The sequence below is a fragment of the Allobosea sp. GW821-FHT03A12 genome (genome assembly GCF_058986765.1).
Genome location: NZ_JBYSVZ010000003.1, coordinates 1,185,899 through 1,211,291, shown reverse-complemented (window position 1 = coordinate 1,211,291; position 25,393 = coordinate 1,185,899). Strand labels below are relative to the sequence as shown.

Annotated in this window: 26 protein-coding genes; 14 read left to right on the top strand and 12 right to left on the bottom strand. The window is 67.5% G+C overall.

Annotated elements, in window-relative coordinates; all coding sequences use genetic code 11:
* Window positions 1–40: 40 nt before the first annotated feature.
* A complete protein-coding gene (locus tag AC3WLC_RS13275; RefSeq protein WP_493684366.1) occupies window positions 41–877 on the bottom strand; it encodes a GyrI-like domain-containing protein in 837 nt (278 codons plus the stop codon).
* Between the two features lie 171 nt (window positions 878–1,048).
* Here AC3WLC_RS13275 and dapF point away from each other — a divergent pair, with 171 nt between their 5' ends.
* The 3 genes from dapF to AC3WLC_RS13260 all read left to right on the top strand — a co-directional run bounded on the left by dapF (window position 1,049) and on the right by AC3WLC_RS13260 (window position 3,853).
* Window positions 1,049–1,933 (top strand): diaminopimelate epimerase, encoded by an 885-nt coding sequence (gene dapF, locus AC3WLC_RS13270; protein ID WP_493684365.1) that lies wholly within the window; start codon window positions 1,049–1,051, stop codon window positions 1,931–1,933.
* On the top strand, window positions 1,933–3,210 hold the full coding sequence (gene mtaB / locus AC3WLC_RS13265; RefSeq protein WP_493684364.1) for a tRNA (N(6)-L-threonylcarbamoyladenosine(37)-C(2))-methylthiotransferase MtaB: 1,278 nt from the start codon (window positions 1,933–1,935) through the stop codon (window positions 3,208–3,210). Before dapF ends, mtaB begins: the two co-directional genes overlap by 1 nt.
* Window positions 3,211–3,283: 73 nt before the next feature.
* A complete protein-coding gene (locus AC3WLC_RS13260) occupies window positions 3,284–3,853 on the top strand; it encodes a hypothetical protein (protein ID WP_493684363.1) in 570 nt (189 codons plus the stop codon).
* A 75-nt stretch (window positions 3,854–3,928) separates the two neighbouring features.
* Here the strand turns inward: AC3WLC_RS13260 and AC3WLC_RS13255 are convergent, their stop codons facing one another.
* The 3 genes from AC3WLC_RS13255 to AC3WLC_RS13245 all read right to left on the bottom strand — a co-directional run bounded on the left by AC3WLC_RS13255 (window position 3,929) and on the right by AC3WLC_RS13245 (window position 8,641).
* Window positions 3,929–5,647, bottom strand: coding sequence for an AMP-binding protein (locus AC3WLC_RS13255; RefSeq protein ID WP_493684362.1), 1,719 nt, complete (start codon window positions 5,645–5,647; stop codon window positions 3,929–3,931).
* A gap of 355 nt (window positions 5,648–6,002) precedes the next feature.
* Window positions 6,003–8,081 carry an elongation factor G gene (locus AC3WLC_RS13250; RefSeq protein WP_493684361.1) on the bottom strand — a complete coding sequence of 693 codons (2,079 nt, stop codon included), beginning with the start codon at window positions 8,079–8,081 and terminating at the stop codon, window positions 6,003–6,005.
* A gap of 215 nt (window positions 8,082–8,296) precedes the next feature.
* A complete protein-coding gene (locus AC3WLC_RS13245) occupies window positions 8,297–8,641 on the bottom strand; it encodes a winged helix-turn-helix transcriptional regulator (RefSeq protein ID WP_493684360.1) in 345 nt (114 codons plus the stop codon).
* Between the two features lie 90 nt (window positions 8,642–8,731).
* Between AC3WLC_RS13245 and AC3WLC_RS13240 the strand changes: the two genes are divergently transcribed.
* The gene (locus AC3WLC_RS13240) at window positions 8,732–9,595 is read left to right on the top strand and encodes an NmrA family NAD(P)-binding protein (protein ID WP_493684359.1); all 864 of its coding nucleotides are present in this window, start codon (window positions 8,732–8,734) and stop codon (window positions 9,593–9,595) included.
* Here AC3WLC_RS13240 and AC3WLC_RS13235 read toward each other — a convergent pair.
* Both AC3WLC_RS13235 and AC3WLC_RS13230 read right to left on the bottom strand, forming a co-directional pair.
* A complete protein-coding gene (locus AC3WLC_RS13235; RefSeq protein WP_493684358.1) occupies window positions 9,592–10,380 on the bottom strand; it encodes an SDR family NAD(P)-dependent oxidoreductase in 789 nt (262 codons plus the stop codon). The genes AC3WLC_RS13240 and AC3WLC_RS13235 overlap by 4 nt on opposite strands.
* Before the next feature lie 65 nt (window positions 10,381–10,445).
* The gene (locus AC3WLC_RS13230) at window positions 10,446–11,189 is read right to left on the bottom strand and encodes a sulfite exporter TauE/SafE family protein (protein WP_493684357.1); all 744 of its coding nucleotides are present in this window, start codon (window positions 11,187–11,189) and stop codon (window positions 10,446–10,448) included.
* A gap of 174 nt (window positions 11,190–11,363) precedes the next feature.
* Between AC3WLC_RS13230 and rplS the strand changes: the two genes are divergently transcribed.
* The 4 genes from rplS to AC3WLC_RS13210 all read left to right on the top strand — a co-directional run bounded on the left by rplS (window position 11,364) and on the right by AC3WLC_RS13210 (window position 15,150).
* Window positions 11,364–11,756 (top strand): 50S ribosomal protein L19, encoded by a 393-nt coding sequence (rplS, locus tag AC3WLC_RS13225; RefSeq protein WP_092159431.1) that lies wholly within the window; start codon window positions 11,364–11,366, stop codon window positions 11,754–11,756.
* 270 nt (window positions 11,757–12,026) lie between these two features.
* Window positions 12,027–12,476 carry a MarR family winged helix-turn-helix transcriptional regulator gene (locus tag AC3WLC_RS13220; RefSeq protein ID WP_493684356.1) on the top strand — a complete coding sequence of 150 codons (450 nt, stop codon included), beginning with the start codon at window positions 12,027–12,029 and terminating at the stop codon, window positions 12,474–12,476.
* Window positions 12,473–14,113, top strand: coding sequence for an efflux MFS transporter permease (locus AC3WLC_RS13215; protein ID WP_493684355.1), 1,641 nt, complete (start codon window positions 12,473–12,475; stop codon window positions 14,111–14,113). The genes AC3WLC_RS13220 and AC3WLC_RS13215 overlap by 4 nt, the downstream gene beginning before the upstream one ends.
* Window positions 14,110–15,150 (top strand): HlyD family secretion protein, encoded by a 1,041-nt coding sequence (locus tag AC3WLC_RS13210; protein WP_493684354.1) that lies wholly within the window; start codon window positions 14,110–14,112, stop codon window positions 15,148–15,150. The genes AC3WLC_RS13215 and AC3WLC_RS13210 overlap by 4 nt, the downstream gene beginning before the upstream one ends.
* Window positions 15,151–15,167: 17 nt before the next feature.
* Here AC3WLC_RS13210 and AC3WLC_RS13205 read toward each other — a convergent pair whose 3' ends face one another.
* Complete coding sequence (locus tag AC3WLC_RS13205; RefSeq protein WP_493684353.1) at window positions 15,168–15,581, bottom strand: hypothetical protein; 414 nt, start codon at window positions 15,579–15,581, stop codon at window positions 15,168–15,170.
* A gap of 55 nt (window positions 15,582–15,636) precedes the next feature.
* Complete coding sequence (locus AC3WLC_RS13200) at window positions 15,637–16,848, bottom strand: aminotransferase class V-fold PLP-dependent enzyme (RefSeq protein ID WP_493684352.1); 1,212 nt, start codon at window positions 16,846–16,848, stop codon at window positions 15,637–15,639.
* 100 nt (window positions 16,849–16,948) lie between these two features.
* On the opposite strand from AC3WLC_RS13200, the gene kynA reads away from it, so the two are divergent.
* The gene (gene kynA, locus AC3WLC_RS13195; protein WP_493684351.1) at window positions 16,949–17,797 is read left to right on the top strand and encodes a tryptophan 2,3-dioxygenase; all 849 of its coding nucleotides are present in this window, start codon (window positions 16,949–16,951) and stop codon (window positions 17,795–17,797) included.
* Window positions 17,798–17,901: 104 nt separating this feature from the next.
* Here the strand turns inward: kynA and AC3WLC_RS13190 are convergent, their stop codons facing one another.
* Window positions 17,902–18,300 carry a hypothetical protein gene (locus AC3WLC_RS13190; RefSeq protein WP_493684350.1) on the bottom strand — a complete coding sequence of 133 codons (399 nt, stop codon included), beginning with the start codon at window positions 18,298–18,300 and terminating at the stop codon, window positions 17,902–17,904.
* Between the two features lie 151 nt (window positions 18,301–18,451).
* Between AC3WLC_RS13190 and AC3WLC_RS13185 the strand changes: the two genes are divergently transcribed.
* The 5 genes from AC3WLC_RS13185 (at window position 18,452) to leuD (ending at window position 21,514) form a co-directional block, all read left to right on the top strand.
* On the top strand, window positions 18,452–18,628 hold the full coding sequence (locus AC3WLC_RS13185; RefSeq protein WP_291675146.1) for a hypothetical protein: 177 nt from the start codon (window positions 18,452–18,454) through the stop codon (window positions 18,626–18,628).
* A 90-nt stretch (window positions 18,629–18,718) separates the two neighbouring features.
* Window positions 18,719–20,137, top strand: coding sequence for a 3-isopropylmalate dehydratase large subunit (gene leuC / locus AC3WLC_RS13180; protein ID WP_493684349.1), 1,419 nt, complete (start codon window positions 18,719–18,721; stop codon window positions 20,135–20,137).
* A gap of 26 nt (window positions 20,138–20,163) precedes the next feature.
* Window positions 20,164–20,409 (top strand): hypothetical protein, encoded by a 246-nt coding sequence (locus tag AC3WLC_RS13175; protein ID WP_493684348.1) that lies wholly within the window; start codon window positions 20,164–20,166, stop codon window positions 20,407–20,409.
* Complete coding sequence (locus AC3WLC_RS13170) at window positions 20,409–20,867, top strand: metallopeptidase family protein (RefSeq protein ID WP_493684347.1); 459 nt, start codon at window positions 20,409–20,411, stop codon at window positions 20,865–20,867. The genes AC3WLC_RS13175 and AC3WLC_RS13170 overlap by 1 nt, the downstream gene beginning before the upstream one ends.
* A 44-nt stretch (window positions 20,868–20,911) precedes the next feature.
* Complete coding sequence (gene leuD / locus AC3WLC_RS13165; RefSeq protein WP_493684346.1) at window positions 20,912–21,514, top strand: 3-isopropylmalate dehydratase small subunit; 603 nt, start codon at window positions 20,912–20,914, stop codon at window positions 21,512–21,514.
* Window positions 21,515–21,616: 102 nt separating this feature from the next.
* On the opposite strand, the gene AC3WLC_RS13160 is transcribed toward leuD, so the two are convergent.
* From AC3WLC_RS13160 to AC3WLC_RS13150, 3 genes are all read right to left on the bottom strand, one after another.
* On the bottom strand, window positions 21,617–22,855 hold the full coding sequence (locus AC3WLC_RS13160) for a DUF1501 domain-containing protein (RefSeq protein ID WP_493684345.1): 1,239 nt from the start codon (window positions 22,853–22,855) through the stop codon (window positions 21,617–21,619).
* A 2-nt stretch (window positions 22,856–22,857) separates the two neighbouring features.
* Window positions 22,858–24,321 carry a DUF1800 domain-containing protein gene (locus tag AC3WLC_RS13155; protein ID WP_493684344.1) on the bottom strand — a complete coding sequence of 488 codons (1,464 nt, stop codon included), beginning with the start codon at window positions 24,319–24,321 and terminating at the stop codon, window positions 22,858–22,860.
* 139 nt (window positions 24,322–24,460) lie between these two features.
* Window positions 24,461–25,249 (bottom strand): DUF4394 domain-containing protein, encoded by a 789-nt coding sequence (locus tag AC3WLC_RS13150; protein ID WP_493684343.1) that lies wholly within the window; start codon window positions 25,247–25,249, stop codon window positions 24,461–24,463.
* Between the last annotated feature and the right edge of the window lie 144 nt (window positions 25,250–25,393).

The window sequence follows — 25,393 nt, the reverse complement described above, 5'->3', positions numbered from 1 at the left end:
TGGTCGGGACAAGCCCGACCATGACGGGAAAGGCGCTGCCTTACTTCGGCTGGACGTAGACGTTGATCTCGAGGTTCGGATCGCCGGGGTCCTTGAGGTCGCTGACATACTCCTCGAGGAAGGCGTCCTTCACGACGATGTTCTTGGCCTCGAGATAGGCCGTGATCGTCTCATAGGTCGAATCGATGTCGTCATAGGGCGCGGTGTGGACGAAGCGCAGGGAGCGGCCGACCGGCGACTGCCCGTTGCGCACGCCATTCGCCAATGGCGTCGTCGCCGCCTTGTCGACCGGCAGCATCGCCTCGAACTTGAAGCCGTTGTCGTCGGTCTCGACGAACAGGCTGAGCGGCCGACCCGCGACCTTCAAACCGGCCTTGTCGGCCTCCGCTCGCAGGAGCGCGATGGTCTCGGCCAGCTTCTGGAAACCCTGGTCCCAGCTCGCCTGTCCGGCGAACAGCAGCACCGGCTTGGCCGTCAGCTGAATCTCGTCGACATCGGAGGGATCGCCCTTCTTGCCGGCGAGCGTCGCGTTCGAATCGGGCGTACCGGTCTGCTGTTGCTGCACGGGCGGGGCCGGCTGCGGGCTGGGCAAGGTCGGGGGCGGCTGGACGGGCTGCGGCTCGGCCGGCGCCGCAGGAGCGGGCTGGACCGGCTGCGGCGTCACGGGTGATTGCGGCGCCGGAGGCGGCTGCACCGGCTGCGGCTCGGCCTGGACCGGCTGGGCGCCCTGGCTCTGTGTTGGCGCCTGCTGGGCCGGCTGCGCGTTCTGAGCCGGCGTCGCCGTTCCCGGCGGCGCGGCGAGCGGCGTGCTCTCCACGGCTGTGGGCGGTGCGACGCGCGTTTGCGCAGCGGCCGGATAGGCAAGGGCGAGCGCCATGAAAAGCGCGCTGAATCTCGACTGCCGCATACCCGAATGTCCCGAGCTGACACGACCGATTCGCGCCGTGCCGCAAGCTACGACGATCCCGTTACGGCAGGAAGATCGCGAAGGGTGGCATTTTTTCGGCATCGCCCTCATATACCGCCAGCATCATGGACTTGTGACGATATGAACGCCCTCGCCAATCGCCGGTTCCTCAAGATGAACGGGCTCGGCAACGAGATCACCGTGCTCGATCTGCGCGGGACGAAGCACGTCGTCTCCGAAAGCGAGGCGCGCGCGATCGCGAGCCAGGAGCAGACCCGCTTCGACCAGCTCATGGTCCTGCACGACGCCAAGGTGTCCGGAACCGACGCCTATGTCCGCATCTACAACACCGATGGCTCGGAAGCCGGCGCCTGCGGCAACGGCACGCGCTGCGTCGCCTGGGCGATGACCGCCGACCCCGAGATGGGACAAGCCGGGCGTGACGGCCTCCTGCTGCAGACCAAGGCCGGGCTGCTGCCGGTGGCGCGGCTGTCGGAGGCCGTCTTCACCGTCGACATGGGCGCGCCGCGCCTGGCCTGGGACGAGATCCCGCTGGCCGAGCCCTTCGACGACACCAGCCGCTTCGAACTGCAGATCGGGCCGATCGACGATCCGATCCTGCATACGCCCTGCGCAGTCAGCATGGGCAATCCGCATGCGGTGTTCTTCGTCGACGATCCCTATCGCTTCAATCTCGAGCAGATCGGCCCGCTGCTGGAGAACCACCCGATCTTCCCGGATCGCGCCAATATCGGCCTCGCCGCGGTCAAGGCGCCGGACCATATCGTGCTGCGGGTGTGGGAGCGCGGCGCCGGCATCACCCGGGCCTGCGGCTCGGGCGCCTGTGCGGCGCTGGTCGCCGCCGTGCGCCGCGAGCTTTCCGAGCGCAAGGCGACTGTCAGCCTGCCCGGCGGCGACCTCGTGATCGAGTGGCGCGAGAGCGACGGCCATGTGCTGATGACCGGCCCGGCCGCGCTCGACTGGGAGGGCGCACTGGAGCCCGGCCTCTTCGCCGCCGTCGCCTGATGGGCGTCGAGCTCGTCACCTTCGGCTGCCGGCTGAACATCGTCGAGAGCGAGGCGATCGAGCGACAGGCACGGGCTGCCGGCCTCTCCGACGTCGCGGTGATCAACAGCTGCGCCGTGACGGCGGAGGCGGTGCGCCAGGCCGGCCAGGCGATCCGCCGGCTCGCTCGTGAGATGCCGGAGCGCCCGATCGTGGTGACTGGTTGTGCCGCACAGATCGAGCCCGAGCGCTTCGCCGCCATGCCGGAGGTGGCGCGAGTGCTCGGGAATGCCGAGAAACTCGACGCAGCGAGCTGGCGGATGCTTGCAAGCTCCAACAGCCTGCGCGTTGCCAGCGCACAGGATGAGCCGGCCAGCAAGATCGCAGTCGGCGACATCATGCAGGTGCGCGATGCCACTCCTCACCGCACACAGGCACTCGGCCAGCACACGCGCGGCTTCCTGCAGGTGCAGAACGGCTGCGACCATCGCTGCACCTTCTGCGTCATCCCGCTCGGACGCGGCAATGCGCGCTCGGCGGAGGTCGGCGAAGTCGTTGCGCAGGCGCGCCGCCTCGTCGCCGAGGGGGCCAGCGAGATCGTGCTGACCGGCGTCGACCTGACGAGCTTTGGCCGGGAGCGGCCGGACGGGCCGACGCTCGGCGCGCTTGTCGGCGCGATCCTCGCCGCCCTGCCCGAGCTGAAGCGCCTGCGCCTGTCATCGCTCGATGCGGTCGAAATCGACGACGAGCTGCGCGATCTCATCGCCGGGGAATCGCGGCTGATGCCGCATCTGCACCTGTCGCTGCAATCGGGCGACGATCTCGTGCTGAAGCGGATGAAGCGCCGGCACAGCCGCAGCGACGCGGTCGTCTTCTGCAGGGAGATGCGTGCCTTGCGGCCCGACATCGTCTTCGGCGCCGACCTGATCGCCGGCTTCCCGACCGAAGACGAGGCGATGTTCGCCCGCACGCTCGCGCTGATCGAGGACTGCGGCCTGTCCTATGTCCACGGCTTCCCGTTCTCGCCGCGGCCCGGCACGCCGGCCGCACGCATGCCGCAGGTCGCCGGCGGCGAGATCAAGGAGCGCGCGGCCCGTCTTCGGGAGGCCGCGGAGACCGCCCATGCCCGGCATCTATCCGCGCGTATCGGCCGGCCGCTCTCGGTCCTGACCGAGCGCGGCGATACCGGCCGGGCCGAGGACTTCACCCTGGTGCGCTTCGGCCATGGCGTCGCACCCGGCCAGATCCTGCCGGTGACTGCCCATGCCCAGGCCGGCAAATCGCTGCTGGCTGCTTGACCGGGCTCCCCTCCCCGGCCATAGCCGGCAGCGCTTCATCCGTCTCGCTGCCGTCGCAATCCGGAACTAGCCCGTGACCATGACCAGATCGCTTCGCCTGTCCGCCGCCCTCGCCGCCATCCTGTCCGCCGGCGGCGCCGCCGCGCAATCCTATGGCGACGCCGCGAGCGGGCTTTCGGTTGCGCCGCCTGCCGGCTTCAAGGCGGAAGCCGGCAAGCCGCATCCGCAATTCGACGTGACGATCGACATCTCCTCGAAGACCGGCACGCCCAAGGCGGTGAACAGCACCGGCCATCTCTGCACGCTCGGTTTCAAGCCCTCGACGCAGAACGCCCAGCTGACGCGCGACATCGTCAACGAGCAGATGACCAGGCCGGAGTGGCAGCAGCTCTATCGCGAGATGTTCGAGACGATCGGCACCGTCTCCGATTTCAAGCTGTTCGAGCACCAGGGCTTCACCGGCGTCGAGCTGATCGTAACGCCCAAGGCCGGGCCGAACGCGCAGAATGTGCGCATGTTCACCTCGACCCTGGAGACGGCCAAGGGCCGCACCGCGCTGATCTGCGCCACCGACCCGGCCAGCCTCGCCGCCGCCCTGCCGCAGTTCAAGGCCCTGCGCGCGACGATCCACGCGCCGGAATAAGGCCCGCTCCCTCCTGAAGCCTTCATCCTTCGAGGCGGCCCCTAACGCGGTCTCCTCACGATGAAGGCTGTGGATTCACCCCTTCTGCGCGGCGATCTCCTCGCGCAGCGCCCGGCGCAGCACCTTGCCGACATTGGTCTTGGGCAGCGAATCCCGGAAAATGATCTGCTTGGGCACCTTGTAGCCGGTGAGATTCTCCTTGCAGAAGGCGCGCAGCTCTTCGGCGGTGACGGCCGCGTCGCGCTTGACCACGAAGGCTGTGACCGCCTCGCCGGAATGTTCATCCGGCAGGCCGATCACCGCCGATTCGAGCACGCCGGGGTGTTTGGCCAACACGTCCTCGACCTCGTTAGGGTAGACGTTGAAGCCGGAGACTAGGACCATGTCCTTCATCCGGTCGACGACCTTGATCTGCCCATCCGGCAGGAAGACGCCGACATCGCCGGAGCGGAAATAGCCGTCCGCAGTCATAACCTTGGCAGTCTCGTCGGGCCGGTTCCAGTAGCCGGCCATCACCTGCGGCCCGCGGATGCAGATCTCGCCGGGCTGGCCGGCCGGCACGTCGTTGCCCTCGGCGTCGCGGATGGCGAAGTCGGTCGAGGGCAGCGGATAGCCGATCGTGCCGGTGAACTCGGTGATATCGGTGCGGTTCACCGAGGCGACCGGCGAGGTCTCCGACAGGCCATAGCCCTCGATGATCGGCCGGCCGGTGACCTCCTTCCAGCGCTTGGCGACGGCTGCCTGCGTCGCCATGCCCCCGGCGATGGCGAAGCGCAGCTCCGAGAAGTTTACATCCTTGATCTCGGGATGGCTGGCGAGCGCGTTGTAGAGCGTGTTGACGCCGGAGAAGAGCGTGAACCGGCTCCCCTTCAGGATCTTGACGAAGCCGGCGATGTCGCGCGGGTTGGCGATCAGCAGGCTCTTGGCGCCGATGCGCAGCATGAACATGCAGCAGCAGGTCAAAGCGAAGATGTGATAGAGCGGCAGCGCCGTCACCATGACGTGCTGATAGTCGTCGCGGCCGTGCGGCGCTTCGAGCTCCCAGCCGAGCCAGAGCGCGCATTGCGCAACATTGGAGGCGACGTTGTGGTGAGTCAGCGTCGCGCCCTTGGCGACGCCGGTGGTGCCGCCGGTGTATTGCAGGAAGGCGACGTCCTCGGGCGCGACCGCGACCGGGCTCATCTGCGACGGCGCGGCGAAGATCGATTTCAGCGGCACTGCGCCCGGCAGGTTGTAGGGCTTGACCACCTTCTTGATCTTGCGGGCGACGAAATTGACGATCGTCCCCTTGAAGCCCATCAGGTCGCCGGCGGTGGCGACGATGATGGCGTCGAGCTTGAGGTTCGGCCGCGCCTCCTCGACGACATGGGCGAAGTTCTCGATCACCACCAGCGCGCGTGCGCCGGAATCGTTGAGCTGGTGGGTCAGTTCGCGGGCGGTGTAGAGCGGATTGACATTGACCACGGTGAAGCCGCCGAGCAGCGTGCCGAAGATCGTCGCCGGATTGGCCAGGATATTCGGCATCATCAGCGCGATGCGGTCGCCCTTCCTGAAACCCTGCGCCTGCAGCCAGGCGGCGAAGGCCCGTGCCGCGCGCCCGACTTCGGCGAAGGTGATCGACTTGCCGAAGCTCTCGAAGGCCTGGCGATCGGGGTAGGCCTCGCAGGCGTTGCGGATCAGGTCGGCGAGCGTGCCGATCCCTGCCTCGTCGATCACCGGCGGCACGGCCGGTGGATAATGCGCCAGCCAGGGGCGCGCATCCGATGCCACCGGAACCGCGGAAAGAGCCGTCATCCTCATCCTCCCTCTGCGGCCCGCCCTGTTGCCGGGTGTCGATGCCGCGCGGCGGACACCGGCTGCCCGCCGGCATGGTCCGCACCGTCCGATTGTCCCGCGCTACACTGCGCAAGCCTAAAGGCGGGCGCAAGCACCCGCCGCCAAAAAGGTTTACATATAAACCTTCATACTGCAACTGGGTGATGGCAGTGCTTTACCGGCTGGCAAGCCAAGCGCCACCGCAACGCCCGGGCGGAAACCGGTCAGGCTGGAACGGCCTGACCGGGGAATCGTCATCATCTTTTAGTTCATAGACTTTAGTCTATTTACTTCTGTTCCGGCCAATTTACCTCGCCGGCAGGCTGGATGGCCTCTAGCGCGCCTGAGCCATCGCCTGCGCCGCGACCACCGCATCCGCCGGCTTGCCGGCGAGCTCGGCGAGATGGTCGAAGCGGGCACTGAAGGAGCCGACCCCCGCCGTCGCCGAGCGCAGTTCGACGATCAGCCCGGCCATCTCCGCCTCCGGCATCAGCGCGTTGATCTGGTCCCAGCCACGCCAGCCCGGCCGCGCATCATAGCCGAGGATCTGGCCGCGCCTGGCCGAGACGATCGCCGAGGCCCGCGACATCGCGTCCGAGGGAATGACGATCTCGACCGCCAGGATCGGCTCCAGCAGCACGGGCCTGGCCTGTGGGCAGGCTTCCCCCATCGCGATGCGCGCCGCCTGGCGGAAGGCCATGTCGGAGGAATCGACCGTATGGTAGGAGCCGTCGGTCAGCGTCACCTCGATATCGACGAGCGGGAAGCCGAGCGGGCCGCGCTGGCAATAATCGCGCACCCCGGCCTCGACGGAGGAGATGTACTGCTTCGGCACGACGCCGCCGGTGATGCGGTCGACGAAGCGGATGCCCTCCCCGCGCGGCAGCGGCGCGATCTCGAGCACGACATCGCCGAACTGGCCATGGCCGCCACTCTGCTTGCGATGCCGGCCGCGGGCGCTCGCCTTGCCGCGCAGAGTCTCGCGATAGCCGATCTGCGTCGCGCCGCTGTCGACATTGACGCCGTAGCGGCCAGCGAGCCGTTCGAGCGCGACACGCAAATGCATCTCGCCCTGGCCGGAGAGACGCATCTCGCCGAACTCCGGATGGTGCTCCAGCGCGAGCGCCGGATCCTCCTCGATCAGCTTGGCGAGGCCGGTGGTGAGCCGGACATCGTCCTTGCGATCCTTGACGCCGACCGAGAGCGCATGAACCGGCTCGGGCGGCGCGACGGCGCTGACGACATCGGGCCGGACCTTGCCGACCGCGACCGCGTCGCCGGTGCGGACGCCTTCGAGCCGGGCAAAGGCGACGGTCTCGCCCTCCTCCGCCGCCGGGCGGCGCTGCTGCTCGGCGCCCTTGAGCTCGAGCACGCCGGCAATGCGGGCCTCGACACCGCCGGAGGAGGTGATCACATCGCCTTCCGCCATCCGGCCGCGCAACACGCGCGCCAGCGAGAGCTTGCCGCCCTGGCCGGACTGCCAAGTCTTCATGATCAGCGCCAGCGGCGCGCCGCTGTCGACGACGCCGATCCGCCCACGCGTCACCTCCAGAGGCGGTGCCTCGTGCCGGAGCGCCTTGAGCAGGCGGGTCACGCCGTTGCCGCGCTCGGCCGCGCCGATCAGCACCGGCACGACGTGGCGCTCCTTGAGCTCGCGGGCGAGATCGTCGAAGACGAGGTCGCGCGGCGGCTCGATGTCGCCGAGCAGGCCTTCCATCAATTCGTCGTCGTAGTCGGCGAGCTTCTCCAGCATCGAGAAGCGGGCGTCGCGCTCACGCTCGACCTCTTCGGGCGCCAGCGGCACGACCTCGCTCGGCGCGTGCTCGCGATAGATGAAGGCCCGCTCCAGCGCGAGGTCGATGAAGCCGACGGCGATGCTGCCCTGCCAGATCGGGATCTGCCGGAGCAGCAGCGGCGTCCGCGAGGCGCGCTGCAGCAATCCGAGCGTCTCGCGCACGCGCCGCGAGGCGGTGTCGATCTTGTTCAGGAAGAGGAAGCGCGGGATGTCGGCTTCCTCGAGCTCGCGCAGCACGAGCTCCAGCGCCGGCGCCTTGCGGTCATCGGCCTCGCAGACCACCACCGCGGCATCGACCGCCGGCAGGACATGGCGCATTTCCTGGAGGAACTCGACGGAGCCGGGGCAGTCGATGAAGGTGTAGCGCTCGCCCATGAAGTCGACGCTGGCGACATTGGGCTCGGTGCTCATCTGATGCGAGCGCGCCTCGGGCGAAGAGTCGCCGACGCTGTTCTTCGTCTTGACGGAGCCGGCGCGCGAGACGGCGCCGCAACGCTCCAATATGCTCTCGAACAGGCTGGTCTTGCCGCTCTGGAAGGGACCGACGAGCGCGATGCATCGCGGCCCCCTGCCTCTGACGCCGGATGGGTTTCCTCCAGTGCTGGCAGTCGCAGCCATGTCGTCCTCCTTCGGTTCTGGCCGCGCGCGGATGACGGCCTGGGGGCCTTTTCGTCCGAGGCGGCGGTTGACCGGCGGGAACGGGAATGGAGCGCCCACGCCGGAAAGGCGGCGGTCGCTCAGGCCCGACAGGGTCGGGCGGCCGTCGAAGAGGGATGTCGGAAGGCAGGTTCGCGCCGTTCCGGAGCCGGCGCAAGCGGAATGTTGCCGCGGGCTCAGGCCGGCTCGGACCGGCGCGAACCATGCGCCTGTCCCCACAGCGTCATCGCCTCGAAGATCGGCGCCAGCGCCCAGCCACGCTCGGTCAACGCATATTCGACCTTGGGCGGCACCGTTTCCTGCACGCTCCGGGAGATGATGCCGTCCTCCTCCAGCGCCCGCAGCTGCAGGGTCATCATCCGCTGCGTCACATGCGGCAGGAGCCGGCGCAGCGCGTTGAAGCGGCATGGTCCCTGCGTCAGCTGGAACAGGATCAGCGCCTTCCACTTGCCGCCGATGACGTCGATCGTCGCCTCAACCGGGCACCAGACATAGGGGATGTCCTTGAGCGAAGGACGCATCTTCAGCTCCAATCTGGTATAAAAATTGTGCGTACTTATGCTTTGGATACTGCCCTGTTATGCCCTCCTCGGCAACCGAAGGAGGACATCATGTTTGCGATCATGGGAGCGACGGGACAGACGGGCGGCGCGGCCTTGGAGGCTGCTCTCGCAGCGGGTCATGCGGTCAGGGCGATCGTCCGCGAGCCGAGCGGCGCAGCTGCGCTGGCCGACAAAGGCGCGGTCCTGGCCAAGGCCGATCTCGATGACATCGAGGCGCTGACGGCGGCTTTTGCCGGCGCTGAGGCTGTCTATGTGCTCAACCCGGTGCCGCATGCGGCAGAGGACGTCTTCGCCGCTGCGGCAAAGAATGGCGCCGCGATCGCCGAGGCGATCCGCCGCGCCGGCGTGCCGCATGTCGTGGCGCTGTCGTCGAGCGGGGCTCATCGCACGGAGGGCACCGGCATCGTCAGGGCGCTGCACGATTTCGAGCAGGCGCTGCGCGGGGCGGCACCGTCGCTGACCTTCATCCGCGCCACCGAGTTCATGGAGAACTGGGGTAGCGTCCTTGGTGTCGCCGCCGAGCACGGTATCCTGCCGAGCATGCGCCAGCCGCTCGACGCCGCTGGCGAGACCGTCTCCGCGCTCGATGTCGGCCGGCAGGCAGCCGCCGAGCTCGCTCGCCCGCTTGCCGGCGAGCGTATCGTCAACCTGAAGGGGCCGGCGGAGTATTCGCCGGAGGATACGGCGCAGGCGCTGACTGAGCTGCTCGGCAAACCGGTCATGGCTGTGCCGACGCCGCGCGAGGAATGGGAACCGGGGCTCGTCGCCGCGGGCTTAAGCGCAAGCCATGCGCGCGAGCTCGCCGGGCTCTATGACGCGATGAATGCCGGCCGCGCCGCTTTCGAGGATGTCGGCGAGATGCGCCGCGGCAGCGTCACGCTGAAGGAGGCGCTGGCCCGGTTGCTGGGCTAGCGGTTGCGACGCTGGCCACGCAATGTCGGCAGCCCGATGCCGACCGCGTCGAAACCGCCATCGACGGCGAGCACCTGGCCCGTGATGTAGCTCGCCCGATCGCTGCACAGGAAGAAGATCGCTTCGGCAAGTTCCTCCTCTGCTCCGTATCGAGCGAGCGGGATGGCGTCATGATAGTCGGCGCGGATCTCGGGGCTGTGCACGGCCTTGGCCATCGCCGTCTCGACCGGGCCGGGTGCGACGGCGTTGACGCGGATGCCGAGCCCGGCGAGCTCGGCGGCCTGCTGCTTGGTGAGATGGGCCAGCGCCGCCTTGCTGGTGCCGTAGGCGACGCGCAGCGTCGAGGCGCGCAGGCCCGAGATCGAGGTGATGTTGACGATGGCGCCGCCGCCATTATCGGCCATCACCGGCGCGGCGGCCTGCGTCGTCAGGAACGGCCCGTCGAGGTTGACCGCGAGGACGCGCTGCCATTCGGCGTAGGTCGTCTCCAGCAATGGCTTGAACACAGCCGTGCCGGCATTGTTGACGAGCGCGTCGAGCCGGCCGAAGCGCTCGACCACCGCGTCGACCGCCTCGGCGACCTGCCCGGGCATGGCGACATCGCAGCCGATCGACATCGTCGCGGTCGGCGCGTCGAGATCGGCCATCGCTTTGGCGAGTTCCGGCTCGTCGATGTCGAGCAGCGCGACGCGCCAGTTGTCGGCGAGGAAGCGCTTGGCCGTCGCGAGCCCGATCCCGCGCGCGGCCCCGGTGACGAGGGCGGTCTTGATCGAACTCTCGGACATGATGCTGCTCCGCTATCCATAACCCTGCAGCTTGCATACAGCCCGCGGCGGCCTGCCGGAAGCAGTCAGCGAAACGCAGCCAGCAGCAGGAACAGGCCGGAGAAAAGCATCATCCCGTCGAGCAGGCGCTGGAAGGTGCGCTCGTCCATGCGCCGTACCAATGCCTTGCCGATGAAGGCGCCGAGCATCAGCGAGGAGCCGACGATGACCCCCTTGGCGAAGATCGCGAGCGGCATCGCCCCGAAGCTGCGGAAGGTCCCGACCTTGGTCAGGTAGATGAACAGCGAGGTCGCAGCCTCCGTCGAGAGCAGCGCGCCCTTGCTCAGGCCGTAAGCGGCGAAGGCGGGAACGCTGAGCGGCCCGGTCGAGAGCACGAGGCCGGTCAGGAAGCCGATCACCGTGCCGGCCAAAGCGAGCTGCCAGAGGCCGAGTCTGATCTGGCGCGCTGCAAGCCAGTGCCGCCCGGGAATCATCAGCAGGAAGAACAGGCCGAGGCCGATATCGATCGCCGCGGCCGGCAATTGCAGCAGCGTACGGGCGCCGAGCATCGCCGCCGGGATGCCAGGCAGCGCATAGGCGAGGAAGGCGCGCCAATCGACCTCGCGCCACCAGGCGGCGAGCCGCGCCAGATTCGCCATCACCGCGGCCACCGCCATGATCGGCACGGCCTGCTTCGGCCCGAACGACCAGACCAGCACCGGCAGCAGCATGATCGAGGAACCGGTCCCGACCACGCCGCCGACGGTGCCGGCGATCAGCCCGACCGCCAGGGTGAACAGCGAGGCATAGGACAGAATCTCGGCCGGCATGCTGAATCTCCTGGCCTTGCCGACGACATTGCGCAAGATGAGCGGGAACTGGCTTGGCGCGACCATCGCGGCGTCTCGACAAACCCGCCGGCCTGCTGTATGGCCACGCCCTCAACTGAAAACAGCGAGCCGAAAGCCCGCGCTACCCGCGCGAACACGGCCATGGAGATAGCCATGAACATCATCGAGCAGCTCGACAAGGAGCAGATCGCCAAGCTCGCCGAGAGCAAGGAAATCCCGCATTTCCAGCCCGGCGACACCGTGCAGGTCAACGTCAAGGTCAAGGAAGGCGAGCGCAGCCGCGTCCAGGCCTATGAAGGCGTCGTGATCGCCCGCAACGGCGGCGGCCTCAACGAGAGCTTCACCGTCCGCAAGATTTCCTATGGCGAGGGCGTCGAGCGCGTCTTCCCGCTGTATTCGCCGAACCTCGACTCGATCAAGGTCGTCCGCAAGGGCAAGGTTCGCCGCGCCAAGCTGTATTACCTGCGCGATCGCCGCGGCAAGTCGGCCCGTATCGCCGAGCGCGTCGATGCCAAGCCGGCCAAGGGCGAGAGCAAGGGCAAGTAAGCCGCTCTTCCTTTTTTGGGATTTCAGGAACGCGGCCTCCGGGCCGCGTTTTTTTGTTGCCCGCGCCTCCGTCATTGCGAGGAGCATCGCGACGAAGCAATCCAGGGGCGTAGAGCCCTGCCGCTCCTGGATTGCTTCGCTACGCTCGCAATGACGCTGACGCGGCATGGCATTCTATTGACGCATATCAAATCGGCAGATCAGCGATTGTCATGCACTATAAGCATTGATATGTAAGCGCATCATTAGCAAGCTATTTATGTGAACGCTATGGACTCTCCGGAGCTTCAGGCCGCCTTCACCGCCGAACTGGCGTCTGCCAACCGCAAGCTCAGGGCGCTGGTCGACGAGCGCGCCCGCGACATGGGGCTGACGCTCTCGCGCGCCCGCCTGCTGATGCAGCTCGCCAAGGCCGACGGGCCGATTCAGTCCGATCTCGCTGATCTGCTCGACATCGAGCAGCCGACATTGGTGCGCTTGCTCGACGGGCTCGAACGCACCGGCATGATCGAGCGCCGCGCCGCCCCCGGCGACCGGCGGGCCCGGCGGGTGTTCCTGACCGAAGCGGCACGGGCCCAGGCCGAGGACATCCTTGCCTTCCTGACCGAATTGCGCGCCGATGTGCTCGATGGGGTCGACAGGGAGGAGCTGGAGATCGCCCTGCGCGTGCTCTCCCGGATGTCGCGGAACATCGTCGCCAACCGCGGGGCGGCCGGATGAACGCGCCCTCCCCCGCTCCGCAAGCTGCGGCGCCACCGCCGCCCGCCGCGGCGGCGAGCATGAGCCGGGCGCGGGCGCTCGCCTACATGCTGGCCGCGACGATGCTGGCGATGACGCAGCAGGTCGGCGCCAATCTCGTCACGACCAATGTCTACCAGATCCAGGGCGAGCTCGGCGCCACCGTGGCCGAGACCAACTGGCTGATCGCCGCCTATATGGCGCCGAACGTCTCGCTCTCGATCGCCCTGATCAAGATCAGGATGCAGTACGGCCTGCGCAATTTCGCCGAGATCAGCATCGCCGGCTTCGTCATCGCCGCCTTGCTCAATTTCTTCGTGCACGACCTGCAATCGGCGCTGGTCGTGCGCTTCATGAGCGGGATCGCCGCCGCGCCGATGTCCTCGCTCGCCTTCCTCTACATGATCGAGCCGCTGCAGCCGCGCCAGAAGCTGACGGTCGGCCTGTCGCTGGCGCTGACCAACACCACCCTCGGCATTCCCGTGACGCGATTGATCTCGCCGACGCTGCTCGAGATCGGCGGTTTCCACGGCCTCACCCTGTTCGAGATGGGGCTGGCGCTGGTCGCCTTCGGCCTGGTCTACGCCCTGCCATTGACGACGCCGCCGCGGGTCAAGGTGATCGGGCCGCTCGACGGGGTGAGCTATCTGCTGATCGCGCTCGGCTTCGGCGCGATCGCCGTCGCGCTCTCGCTCGGGCGGATCTATTGGTGGCTGGAGGCACCCTGGCTCGGCTGGCTCTTCGCCGGCGCAATCCTCTGCCTGATGCTGGCGGCGATCATCGAGCTGCACCGACAGAGCCCGCTGATCGACATACGCTGGCTGACCAGCCCGGCGACGCTGCATTACGCCACCGTACTGCTACTGTTCCGTGTCGTGCTGGCCGAGCAGACGGTCGGCGCCTCGAATTTCTTCCAGGCGCTCGGCTTCCAGAACGAGCAGACCCTGCCACTCTATGGCGTGATCCTGGCGGCGATCCTGGCCGGCGGCTTCACCTGCGCGGCGCTGCTGCGCCCCGGCCGGGAGAATGCCTTCTACGCGGCGGCGCTCGTCTGCATCATGACCGGCGCGCTCCTCGACAGCAGCGCCACCAGCCTGACCCGGCCAGACGACATCCATCTGAGCCAGGCGCTGGTCGCCTATGGCTCGGCCCTGTTCCTGCCGGCGGCGATGGGACAGGGCCTCGCTCCGGCGCTGGCGCGCGGGCCGGTCTACATCCTCAGCTTCTTCGTGATCTTCCTGTTCACCCAGAGCATTGGCGGCCTGCTCGGCTCGGCCCTGTTCGGCAGCTTCATCACGCTTCGGACGAGCTTCCACTACAGCCAGCTCGCCGAGCATTTCTCGCTGGCCAACCCGCTCGTCGCCGAGCGCGTCCAGCAGCTTGGCGGCGCCTATGGCCATGTCCTCACCGATCTCGGGCTGACGCGGGCCGAAGGCGTCACCCTGCTCGCCCAGCAGGCGACCCGGGAAGCGACCGTTCTCGCCTATAACGACGCCTTCCTGCTGATCGCGATGATCGCCGGCAGCGCGCTGATCGGCCTCCTCACCCATCTTGCCGTCCTGCGCCTGCGGGAACGCTTCGCCGCTCCCGCCGCCCCTGCCCCCGCGCCCCAGCCATGACCCGCATCTTCCGCTCCGTCTCGACCTATGTCGCGCTCGCCGTCGGCCTCGCCGGCATCAGCGTCATCCTCTACGCATGGCGGCTGCCGCCCTTCGCCAGCGCGATCGAGACCACCGAGAACGCCTATGTGCGCGGCCAGGTCACGGTGATCGCGCCGCAGCTCGCCGGCTACATCGCCGAGGTCGCCGTGCAGGATTTCGCCACGGTCAAGCAGGGCCAGCTTCTCGTCCGGATCGACGAGCGCATCTTCCAGCAGCGGCTGGAGCAGGCCCGCGCCAGCCTCGCCGCGCAGCATGCCGCGCTCGCCAATTCCGAGCAGGCCCGCCACGCCGCCGAGGCGCGCCTGCGCGCCAGCGAGGCCAATGTCGCCAGCGCCGAGGCCGCCTTACGCACAGCCGAGGCCAATTGGAGCCGGATCGAGCCGCTGCGCGAGCGCGGCGTCGTCAACCAGACCAATGCCGACCAGAGCCTGCAGGCGCTCGACCAGGCCAAGGCCGGCCTGACGGCAAGCAACGCCGCCGTCGACGTCTCCCGCCAGGACGTGCAGAGCGCCATCGTCAACAAGGCGTCGCTGGAAGCCGCGGTCCAGGGCGCCGAGGCGGCCGTCCATCTCGCCGAGATCGACCTGCAGAACACCCGGATCACCGCGCCGCAGGACGGGCGCCTCGGCGAGGTCTCGGCCCGGCTCGGGCAATATGTCTCGGCCGGCACGCAATTGATGGCGTTGGTGCCGAGCCAGGTCTGGGTGATCGCCAATTTCAAGGAGACACAACTGCCCGGCATGCGCATCGGCCAGAAGGTCAGTTTCACCGTCGATGCGCTGCGCCATGCCAGGCTGACCGGCACGATCGAGCGTTTCTCCCCAGCGGCCGGCTCCGAATTCAGCGTGATCCGGCCAGAGAACGCCACCGGCAACTTCGTCAAGATCGCCCAGCGCGTGCCGGTGCGGATCGCGATCGATGCCGGTCAGGCGCTGGCCGAACAGCTCTCGCCCGGGATGTCGGTCGTGGTCAGCGTCGATACTTCGCAGCGCTGACGCGTCCCCACACCTGCTCAGTCGGCCACGTCGACATCCGTGAGCTGGAAGCCGGACGATGTCTTGGTGAAGGTGAAGATGCTGCCGCCGCAGGTGATCGCGTAGATCTCGTTCCTGTTGCCGTCGCGATCATAGACCGGCTTGGCGCGCTGGAGGCAGGCGCGGTTCTTCGCGCCGAAGTCGCGCGGCCAGGCCTTGGCGCGGAATTGCGCCGCGTCGCTGATGGACACGTCGGCCATATAAGGCAGCTTCGTCATCGCTGCGACGGCCGCCGGATCATTAGCCTTCAGCGCCGCACGGAACTTTCCGATGAAGTCGCCGAATTCCTTCTGCACGGCCGCAGAAGCGACCTCCTTGGCAGGCGTCTGCGCGAAGGCGGGGGTGAGCGAAGCGAGAGCGGCAGCAATCACCAGGGCCGGCAGAGTCTTCATGCGTCAGCTCCGTCCGCGTGATCAGTGCAGGGTGCAAGCTGATCGGGAACAGAGCCTACCGCAACGTCAGCAGCCGCTCCAGCAGCAGCTTCACATCATCCGCGGTCTGGTAGAGCCCGAAGCCGACACGCAGGCGATCGCCGCGCAGGTCGACGGTGATGCCGGCCTGCGTCAGCTTCTCGTGCCAGGTCGCCGCGTCGGCATGGCGGAAGGTGAGGAAATTGCCGCGCGCCGGTTCATCCAGCGGCACGACCAAGTTCTCGAGGGCGAGCACGCCACAGGGCTGCTTCGCCAGCCCCTCGGCGAAGATCGCCTGCAAGGCATGGGCATGCGCGTGGATCGCGGCTGCGTCGAGGCGTCTGGCATCGAGCCAGTCGAACATCGCGCCCATGCGGTAGAGGCCAGATGGGTCGAAGGTCGCGCCCATGAAGCGCCAGCCATTCTCGGCATAGCCGATCTCGCCCTGCTTGCCCGAGAGCGCGCCGAAGGAGGCATACCAGCCGGTATCGCGCGGACGCATGGCGAAACCCGGCGGGCAGTGCATGAAGCAGGCGCCCTCGCCCGACATCGCGTATTTGTAGCCGCCGGCGATGTAGAAGGCCTTGTCAGCAATCCCCGAGAGATCTGTCGGGCGGGCCAGGAAGCCGTGATAGCCGTCGATGACCACGAGCCGGCCTGGTGCCGAGACGCCATCGACCAGCGCCTCCAGATCGGTCAGCGCATAGCCCGAGTTGAAATGGACCTGGCTGACGAAGACCATGTCGGGGCCGGGGCCAGCTTGCGCCGCTGCGACCAGCCGCTCAGCCAGGCCCGCGAAGGGCTCCGCAGGCACGACCGTCAACTCGATCAGGCCGTCTTCGGCGAGCCGCTCGATCTGGCGCCGAAAGGAATGGAACTCGGCATCGCTGGTCAAGATGCGTGGCTTGCGCTCGCGCGGCAGGCAGGAGAGCAAACGGTTGACGAATTCATGGGTGTTGTTGGCCGGGACGAGTCCGTCGATCCCCGGCAGATTGAGATGCCGCGCCACGCCTTGCGCGAGCTTCTGCCAGACGGGCCCCAGCACCTCCTGCCATTTGCCGTCGACGAGGCGGGCAGCATCGTCCCAGGCGCGCAAATGCGCCTCGCGGGTGGCATCCGGCCAGAAATGATGGCTGTGGGCGGCGAAATGCAGGCTGGAAGGCCAGTTCTGGCGGAAATGCGAGAACTCGGCGGCGAGGTCGAATGGCGGAAATCCGAGCCCTACGGGAGCATTCGTCATCTGGTCCATCATCAGGCTCCGCCACCTTGCCGATCCGACAAAATACTTTAAACTTAAAATATCTTGTGCCTCTCTCCAGTCAAGGCGCGAGGCGAGCGAGGGCGGCATCATGACCAGCGGGACGGGCGATCACCAGAGCCGGATCGAGCCGGGCATGCAGACCGATTTCAAGGAGCGGATGGATTACGGCTCCTATCTCGGCCTCGACCTCCTGCTCGCGGCACAGAAGCCGTTGAGCGATGCGCCCGACGAATTGCTGTTCATCACCATCCACCAGGTGCAGGAGCTCTGGCTGAAGCTCGCGACTCACGAGCTCGACGGCGCCATCGCCGCGATCAGGGAGGATGAGCTGCAGCCGGCCTTCAAGTCGCTGGCGCGGGTCTCGCGCATCCAGGCGCAGCTCGTCACCGCCTGGGACGTGCTCTCGACCATGACCCCGGCCGACTACCTCGCCTTCCGCGACGCGCTCGGCCAGTCCTCCGGCTTCCAGTCCTACCAGTATCGCGCGCTCGAATTCCGCCTCGGCGCCAAGGACCCGCGCATGCTGGCGATGCACAAGCATCACCCGGAGCACCACGCCCATCTGCAGGACTTGCTGCATGCGCCGAGCCTCTATGACGAGGCGCTGCGGCTATTGGCCCGCCGCGGCCTGCCGGTCCCCCCGGATTGCGTCGAGCGCGACTGGAGCCAGCCCCATGTCGCGAACGAAGGGGTGAAAGCGGTGTGGCTTTCGATCTATCGCGACACGCACCGCTATTTCGATCTCTACGAGCTCGCCGAGGAGTTGGTCGATGTCGAGGACCAGTTCCAGCAATGGCGCTTCCGCCACATGAAGACGGTCGAGCGCATCATCGGCTTCAAGCCCGGCACCGGCGGCTCCAGCGGGGTGAAATTCCTGAAGACCGCGCTGGAGCGCTCGTTCTTCCCGGAGCTGTGGCAGCTGCGCAGCGAGCTTTAGGTCTCAGCCGTCATTGCGAGCGTAGCGAAGCAATCCAGAAGGTCTCGCTCGACGCCCTCTGGATTGCTTCGTCGCTCCGCTCCTCGCAGTGACGGGCGGCGCGCCTACTCGTTGTTCCCCAAAGTCATGTCCCGCCGGGCGGTCAGTATGCTGATCGAGTAGCCGGCGATCACGTCGACCAGCGACATCAGCGTGATGATCACGAAGGTGCCGGTGCCGAACCCAGGCACGAACAGGAAGATCAGCCCGCAGGCGATGAACACCACCATGGACAGGCCATGGTTGAGGATCGAGCTCGCCTTGGCGCTGGTCGCGTTCATCAATTCGAAGAACAGCACGACCGTCGAGATGGTGAGCAGCAACTCGCTGACCGTGAGGATGAAGGCGGTGCCGGAAGGCAGGCGCAAGTTCAGGAGCTCCTGCGAGAGCGGGATGCCCATCGCCGCGACGGTGACGCCATAGGCGATGACCGCCAGCAGCATGAAGGGGAAGAAGCGCGCCATCGCATCACCAGTCCGTTTGCCGGCGCAGCCGCCCTTTCGCGGCGCTGCGGGAGCAGCTAGATATCAGCCCTGCACGGAACGCGCTACGCGGCTGCCGCTGCGACAGCTCCAGCGCGTTGCCGGTGCAGTTTGGAACTGGTAGAAGCGAGCCATGACGGTGAAGCGGCAGAACAGGGGCGAAGTCCGGCGCGTGATGCGCCGCACGCTGAACCCGCGCCGTTTTCCGACCACCCAGGGCTTCGCCGCGCTGCATGACCATGCCCGCCTGCCCTGGCGCTTTTTCGGCCGCTTCACGGCCTCGCTCGCAGCAGGCCTTACGCTCGCCTGAGACCGGCCGTCCGGCCGGCGACAGGCCGTTGCGATGCGTGCTGGCCCTTTATGGGCCGCTACCGATTTCCATACCGAAGGCGATGAAGCCATGACTGCGACCAAGGCCCCCACCACCCTCTACGACAAGATCTTCGAGGACCACGTCGTCGACCGCCAGGACGACGGCACCTGCCTGCTCTATATCGACCGCCACCTCGTCCACGAGGTCACCAGCCCGCAGGCCTTCGAGGGCCTGCGCATGACCGGCCGCAAGGTCCATGCGCCTAGCAAGACGCTGGCCGTCGTCGACCACAACATCCCGACGACCGACCGCAGCAAGGGCATCGCCGAGGAAGAGAGCCGGATCCAGGTCGAGGCGCTGGCCAAGAACGCCAAGGAATTCGGCGTCGAGTACTTCAACGAGCTCGATATCCGCCAGGGCATCGTCCACATCGTCGGCCCCGAGCAGGGCTTCACTTTGCCCGGTACCACCATCGTCTGCGGCGACAGCCACACCTCGACGCATGGCGCCTTCGGCGCGCTGGCCCATGGCATCGGCACTTCGGAGGTCGAGCATGTGCTCGCCACCCAGACGCTGATCCAGAAGAAGGCCAAGAACATGCTGGTCCAGGTCGACGGCAAGCCCGCTCCGGGCGTCGGCGCCAAGGACATCACCCTCGCCATCATCGGCGAGATCGGCACCGCCGGCGGCACAGGCTCGGTGATCGAGTACGCCGGCGAGGCGATCCGCGGCCTCACCATGGAAGGCCGCATGACCGTCTGCAACATGTCGATCGAGGGCGGCGCCCGCGCCGGCATGGTCGCGCCGGACGAGAAGGGCTACGCCTATCTCAAGGACCGCCCCAAGGCGCCGAAGGGCGCCGCCTGGGACGAGGCGCTGCGCTACTGGGAGACGCTGCGCTCCGACGAGGGCGCGCATTTCGACCGCATCGTCCGACTCGACGCCGCCAACCTGCCGCCGATCGTCTCCTGGGGCACCAGCCCCGAGGACGTGATCTCGGTGACCGGCGCCGTGCCCGATCCCGAGCAGATCGAAGACGAGGTCAAGCGCGCCTCGAAGAAGCGGGCTCTGGAATATATGGGCCTGACCGCCGGCACCAAGATGACCGAAATCCCGCTCGACGTGATCTGGATCGGCTCCTGCACCAATGGCCGCATCGAGGATCTGCGCACCGTCGCCAAGATCGTCGAGGGCAAGAAGATCCATGAGAGCCTGGACTACGGCATGATCGTGCCAGGCTCGGGTCTGGTGAAGCAGCAGGCCGAGGCCGAGGGGCTCGACAAGATCTTCATCGCCGCCGGCTTCGAATGGCGCGAGCCGGGCTGCTCGATGTGCCTCGGCATGAACCCCGATCAGCTCAAGCCGGGCCAGCGCGCCGCCTCGACCTCGAACCGCAATTTCGAGGGTCGCCAGGGCTATCGCGGCCGCACCCACCTCGTCTCGCCGGCGATGGCGGCGGCAGCGGCCCTGACCGGCCGCTTCGTCGACGTGCGCACGCTGGGCTGAAGCGGTCGGGATCGCGGGAGGACGTCATGAGCACCGATCCCCGCGAAGCCGCCCGCGCCAACGAGGCCAAGGAAGCGCTGGGTCGCGTCAAGCGCGATTCCGAGAGCTTCCTCGGCTCCTCGATGGGCCGTGCGGCCGACCACTTCTCCGGCAAGGATGCGCCGGAAGGCGACAACATCGAGCTCTGGGGCCGCAGGATCGGCCGCGGCCTCTCGCTGATCGCCTTCATCGGCCTGTCCTGGTGGCTCGGGCATCAACTGAAGATCTGGTGATGGGCAGCGTTCCCTCGATCAAGACCGCCGCTTCGGGCGAGGCCTCGCAAAGCCTCGACTGGGACGGCGTGCGCGCGCCCTCGACCGCCGAGTTCGAGATCCTGGCGCAGGCGGCCTATGACCGCCTGCCCGAGGATTTTCGCAAGCTCTGCGCCGACCTGGTCATCAACGTCACCGAATTCCCCGAGGACGACGTGCTGAAGGAGCTCGAAGCCGAGAGTCCCTTCGACCTGCTCGGCCTGTTCTCCGGGATCGGCCTGCCGCAGCAGGGCTATGCCCCGCAGACCGGACAGATGCCCAACACCATCCATCTCTACCGCCGGCCGATCCTCGACTACTGGGCCGAGCATGACGAGACGCTCGGCGCCATCGTCACCCACGTGCTCGTCCATGAGATCGGCCACCATTTCGGCTTCGACGACGACGACATGGACGCGATCGAGCGCGCGGTGGGCTGACCCGCCGGCTCAAAGTCGCTTCAAACCTATTCAGGAGTATCGCCATGCAGCCCTTCACCACCCTGACCTCGACACCTGCCCCGCTGAAGGTGATCAATGTCGACACCGATATGATCATCCCCAAGCAGTATCTGAAGACGATCAAGCGCACCGGGCTCGGCACCGCGCTGTTCTCAGAGATGCGCTACAAGGAGGACGGCTCGGAGAACCCCGACTTCGTCCTCAACCAGCCGGCCTATCGCAAGTCCGAGATCCTGGTCGCCGGCGACAATTTCGGCTGCGGCTCCTCGCGCGAGCACGCGCCCTGGGCGCTGCTCGACTTCGGCATCCGCTGCGTGATCTCCACCAGCTTCGCCGACATCTTTTACAATAACTGCTTCAAGAACGGCATCCTGCCGATCGTGGTCAGCCAGGAAGATCTGGAGAAGCTGTTCGACGACGCCGATCGCGGCTCGAACGCGACGCTGACGGTCGATCTCGTCGGCCAGACGATCAAGGGGCCGGATGGCGGCGAGGTCCGCTTCGAGATCGACCCGTTCCGCAAGCACTGCCTGCTCAACGGCCTCGACGACATCGGCCTCACCATGGAGAAGTCGAGCAAGATCGACGCCTATGAGGAGAAGCTGAAGGGGCGGGCTTGGGCGTGATCGCAGGGCGTCATTCCCGGCCGTAGCGAAGCGGAGAGCCGGGAATCTCCTGAAAGAGATGCTCGGATCTGCGCTACGCTTCGCCCGAGCATGACGCCAAGGCTAAACCACCAGCCCCTGCATCGGCGCCAATCCGCCGGTGCCCGGAAAAACCTTCTCGGCCAGCACAGGTCCCGACAGCCCAAACAGGTCGGCGACGACCCCCTTCGCAACTGCGCGGATGTCGGTGGTCGGCCTGAGGTCGCGCTGCTCGTGGAGCTGCTCGGGTTTCAAGCCCGGCCAGTCGACGATCATCCGCCTGCCCTTGACCGCGCCACCGACCAGGAAGGCGACCGTGCCGGTGCCGTGATCGGTGCCGACTGTGCCGTTGACGCGGGCAGTGCGGCCGAACTCGGTGACGACCATCACCACCGTGTCCTTCCAGACGGGTTTGAGCCCGCTCTCGAAGGTCGCGAGCGCACCATCCAAGCCGCCGAGCAGGGTTGCAAGCCGGCCCTTGGCGCCGCCCTCATTCGCATGCGTATCCCAGCCCTCGAACGCCAGCGCAGCGATGCGCGGGCCATCCTCGGCACCGACCAGCCGGGCGGCGCCTTCGGCGATACGCTTCATGCCTTCGGCGCTGTCCGGCCCGCCGCCGCCGCGCGGCTGCTCGGCGCCCTGCTTCGTCGCGATCAATTCGGTCTCGATCGCCCGCTTCAGCACCAGCGCCAGAGCAGGATCGCGCTCGCCATAGAGATCGCCGAGGCGCTGGACGAGATCGGCCCCAGCCCGCGCCATGCGCGGCGGCGCCCAGCCGAGCACCGGCGCCGAGCCGCGCACCACCAGCGGCGGCACCACGCCGACACCGAGCGCACCATGGCGCGAGACCGCCTCGCCCGCCGGGAGGCTGGCGATCAGCCGGTTGAGCCAGCCGCTATCGGTCTTGCCCGGGCCGCCCTGCCCGCTTTCGAGCACGTCCTGTCCGTCGAAATGCGAGCGCTCGCGATAGCCGGTGGCGCTGGCATGGACGATCGCCGCCTGCCCCTCGGCATAGAGCCGCGCCAGGTTCGGCATCGCCGGGTGCAAGTAGAAGAAGCCATCGAGCGGCAGCGCCGCCTCCGGCCCGTCCTTGGCGAGCGCGATGCCCTCGCGCAGATCGGCATAACCGGGATCGCTGAGCGGCGGCACGGCCGAGAGCCCGTCGAGCGCGCCGCGCAGTACCACCAGCAGGAAGCGGGAATCGCGCGAGCCGGCCGCCGCATGGGCGAATTTTGGCATGTAGGACCAGGCGAAGAGCGCGCTCGCAGCACCGAGCACGGCCCGGCGCGAGGGCGTCATCCGTTCGCAATCGTCAGCGCCCATGCTCACCTCCGCTGGAATTCAGGCGACATCAGCAGCAGCGCGAGCGCCTGCGGCTTGCTCTCGGCCCGCGCCACCGCCTGCCGTGTCTGCGGCGACGCGAGCGGGCCGAGCACCTCCTCGACCAGCGTGCGCGGATCGGCGACCGAGCCGGCCGCCTGCCGGCCGAGCTGGGCAGCGACATCGATGCGGGTCTTGATCCCCTCAGGCGTCGCCCAGGCTGCATTCGTATCAGGATAGCCGTCCGGGCCGGAGGGCTGCCAGAGCGGCTGGCCCATCACGCCGAGCGGCCCGGCGATCTGGCCGAAATCCGGCTTGCGGCCGAGTGCCCGGAACGACGCGACCAGGAACTCCTGCGGCGTTCGCAGCTTGGTCGCGGGTGCGGTCGCAGCAGATTCCGACGTCACCAGTGCGCGCGAGAGCACGGCGAGGTCGCCGCCCGTCTCGCGGAAGACCCGGGCGAGCTCGGCGACCAGCGCCTGCGGCGGCTCGTCGGCGACGAAATGGCGGGCGAGCTTGCGAGCGATGAAATTGGCCGTGCTCGGATGGCGGGCGAGGTCGGCGAGCGCCGCCATGCCCATCTCCTTGCCCTCCTGCCGGTAGACCTTGCCGAGCAGCTTCTGGCCGCCGGGATCGTGCAGGCCGGGATTGAAGGCGAAGGAGCCGGGGAAACCGAGGCGGGCGTCGCGTCCAACCACCGTCCAGCCGGTGATGATCCGCGCCAGCGAGGTGACGTCGGCTTGCGTATAGCCGCCTGAGACGCCGAGCGTGTGCAGCTCCATGATCTCGCGGGCGAGGTTCTCGTTGAGACCGCGGCCCCGGCGCTTGCCGGCGCGCGAATCCGGGCCGATCGAGAGCTGGTTGTCGAGGAAGGTCAGCATCGCCGGATGGCTCTCGACCGCGACCAGCAGGTCCTCGAAACGACCGAAGATGTTGGGGCGGATCGCCTCGCGCTCGAAGGCGCCGGCCATGGCGCGGACGAAATTGCCCTTGGCGACCGAGACGCAGAAATGGTTCGACCAGAACTGCACCAGCCGCTCGGCGAAGCCGGTCTCGGCCTCCAGCGTGCTTTGGACGCGGGCGACCATCTCCTCGCGATAGACCTTTGCCGGAAAGGGCGGCTCCGGTGGCGGCGGTTTGGCCATCGAGCCCTGCGGCTGGCCGGGCATTGGCGAGGCGGCAGCGATCTGCACGCTTTGCCCCATGCCTTGCTGCCCGCCGCCCTGCTGGGCGGCGACGCGCTTTGCCTCGCGCGCCGCACGCTCCTCATCCTCGAAGGCGTAGAGCGCCCGGCCGATCGGCGCCGCGCCGGAAAAGCTGACGCGCGGCTGGGGAGCCCCTTCGCTGCGAACCTCCGTGAGCAGGCGCTCGCGGGCATCTGCGACCGTTCCGCCCTGCCCCGGCTTCAAGCCGAGGCCGAAGCGTTGCAGGGCCAGCATCCTCAAGCGCGGGTCTGACCAATCCGCCATGCCCTCGCCTCCGCCATCTGCGTCGCCAAAGCACAGACTTCACTGCAACTATGGCGAAAGCCCGGCCGCCTCGCCAACGGAGAAGGCCGCCGCTCCCTAGAGAACGGCGGCCTCCTACCGATTGAAGGATGCGCTCAGGTCACATCGCAGGCATCGCAGCGATATCACGCACCGCCGCGCTGATCCCTGCAATCTTGCCGACCATGGCAGCCTTGCCCGTGGCGAGGTCGACCTTGTAGAGGCCGCCATCGGCGACGAGCCAGCCGGTGTTGCTGCCATCGGCAGCCGTCTCGATGTCGAAGGCGATCGCCTTCGGGGTCATACCCAGCTTGCCGATGGCGCCGAGCACGCCGTCATTCGGCGGCGCCTGCTTCAGCAGCCCGCCGATCTTGCCGTCGATGTCGTAGAGCGCCGTCTCCTTGGTGCCCTTGACCGAATTGCTGTAGGCGCCGGCGACGACCATCGGCGTCTCGCCCTTGTGCATGTCGGTCTCGGCGAATTTCAGCTTGCCGTCGACCGTGGTCTTGCCGTCGTCGACATTGACGCGGAGGTTGGTGCCGTCGGCGCCGATGACGCGCAGACGATCGGCGGCCGGGTTGAAGTCGACCGTCGCCATGGTGCTGGCAGGAAGCACCGTGTCCATCTTCGACTTCATCGTCGCCTTGCCAGCCTTGTCGACCGTGTAGATCGTGCCGTCGGTGGCGAGCGCATAGAGCATGCCGTCGGCCGGGCGGACATCGATGCCGGCGATCTTGCCGTTGATGCCGCTGACCTTCATCGACTTGCCGGCCTTCTGGGTCGCGGTGTCGACCATGGTGAGCGTGTCGTCGCCGGTCAGCACGGCGAGCGTGCCGGCCTGGGCAGCAGTCGCGGCGAAAGCTGCGCCGAGAATGGTCGAAGCGAGAAGCAGGTTGCGAGCCTTGGTCATGTGATGTCCTCCGGTTCGTGTCGCGATCTCAAAAAAGGGTCGGCCTGCGCTTGCTTTGACGCGGCACCCATGGCGGATAGCGGCCGGATCGCGACCCAGATGCGAACGAAAAAATAAAAGCTGGGACGGCATCCAAAGCGGCCG

Excerpts from the sequence above, each read along its gene's own strand:
- AC3WLC_RS13155 (WP_493684344.1), bottom strand. The coding sequence starts at position 24,321 with ATGGCGGATTGGTCAGACCCGCGCTTGAGGATGCTGGCCCTGCAACGC.
- AC3WLC_RS13275 (WP_493684366.1), bottom strand. The coding sequence starts at position 877 with ATGGCGCTCGCCCTTGCCTATCCGGCCGCTGCGCAAACGCGCGTCGCA.
- AC3WLC_RS13250 (WP_493684361.1), bottom strand. The coding sequence starts at position 8,081 with ATGGCTGCGACTGCCAGCACTGGAGGAAACCCATCCGGCGTCAGAGGC.
- kynA (WP_493684351.1), top strand. The coding sequence starts at position 16,949 with ATGACCAGCGGGACGGGCGATCACCAGAGCCGGATCGAGCCGGGCATG.
- AC3WLC_RS13160 (WP_493684345.1), bottom strand. The coding sequence starts at position 22,855 with ATGGGCGCTGACGATTGCGAACGGATGACGCCCTCGCGCCGGGCCGTG.
- dapF (WP_493684365.1), top strand. The coding sequence starts at position 1,049 with ATGAACGCCCTCGCCAATCGCCGGTTCCTCAAGATGAACGGGCTCGGC.
- AC3WLC_RS13200 (WP_493684352.1), bottom strand. The coding sequence starts at position 16,848 with ATGGACCAGATGACGAATGCTCCCGTAGGGCTCGGATTTCCGCCATTC.
- AC3WLC_RS13205 (WP_493684353.1), bottom strand. The coding sequence starts at position 15,581 with ATGAAGACTCTGCCGGCCCTGGTGATTGCTGCCGCTCTCGCTTCGCTC.
- AC3WLC_RS13240 (WP_493684359.1), top strand. The coding sequence starts at position 8,732 with ATGTTTGCGATCATGGGAGCGACGGGACAGACGGGCGGCGCGGCCTTG.
- AC3WLC_RS13185 (WP_291675146.1), top strand. The coding sequence starts at position 18,452 with ATGACGGTGAAGCGGCAGAACAGGGGCGAAGTCCGGCGCGTGATGCGC.
- AC3WLC_RS13255 (WP_493684362.1), bottom strand. The coding sequence starts at position 5,647 with ATGACGGCTCTTTCCGCGGTTCCGGTGGCATCGGATGCGCGCCCCTGG.
- AC3WLC_RS13175 (WP_493684348.1), top strand. The coding sequence starts at position 20,164 with ATGAGCACCGATCCCCGCGAAGCCGCCCGCGCCAACGAGGCCAAGGAA.
- AC3WLC_RS13245 (WP_493684360.1), bottom strand. The coding sequence starts at position 8,641 with ATGCGTCCTTCGCTCAAGGACATCCCCTATGTCTGGTGCCCGGTTGAG.
- AC3WLC_RS13190 (WP_493684350.1), bottom strand. The coding sequence starts at position 18,300 with ATGGCGCGCTTCTTCCCCTTCATGCTGCTGGCGGTCATCGCCTATGGC.
- AC3WLC_RS13220 (WP_493684356.1), top strand. The coding sequence starts at position 12,027 with ATGGACTCTCCGGAGCTTCAGGCCGCCTTCACCGCCGAACTGGCGTCT.
- rplS (WP_092159431.1), top strand. The coding sequence starts at position 11,364 with ATGAACATCATCGAGCAGCTCGACAAGGAGCAGATCGCCAAGCTCGCC.
- leuD (WP_493684346.1), top strand. The coding sequence starts at position 20,912 with ATGCAGCCCTTCACCACCCTGACCTCGACACCTGCCCCGCTGAAGGTG.
- AC3WLC_RS13170 (WP_493684347.1), top strand. The coding sequence starts at position 20,409 with ATGGGCAGCGTTCCCTCGATCAAGACCGCCGCTTCGGGCGAGGCCTCG.
- leuC (WP_493684349.1), top strand. The coding sequence starts at position 18,719 with ATGACTGCGACCAAGGCCCCCACCACCCTCTACGACAAGATCTTCGAG.
- AC3WLC_RS13150 (WP_493684343.1), bottom strand. The coding sequence starts at position 25,249 with ATGACCAAGGCTCGCAACCTGCTTCTCGCTTCGACCATTCTCGGCGCA.
- AC3WLC_RS13230 (WP_493684357.1), bottom strand. The coding sequence starts at position 11,189 with ATGCCGGCCGAGATTCTGTCCTATGCCTCGCTGTTCACCCTGGCGGTC.
- AC3WLC_RS13215 (WP_493684355.1), top strand. The coding sequence starts at position 12,473 with ATGAACGCGCCCTCCCCCGCTCCGCAAGCTGCGGCGCCACCGCCGCCC.
- AC3WLC_RS13210 (WP_493684354.1), top strand. The coding sequence starts at position 14,110 with ATGACCCGCATCTTCCGCTCCGTCTCGACCTATGTCGCGCTCGCCGTC.
- mtaB (WP_493684364.1), top strand. The coding sequence starts at position 1,933 with ATGGGCGTCGAGCTCGTCACCTTCGGCTGCCGGCTGAACATCGTCGAG.
- AC3WLC_RS13235 (WP_493684358.1), bottom strand. The coding sequence starts at position 10,380 with ATGTCCGAGAGTTCGATCAAGACCGCCCTCGTCACCGGGGCCGCGCGC.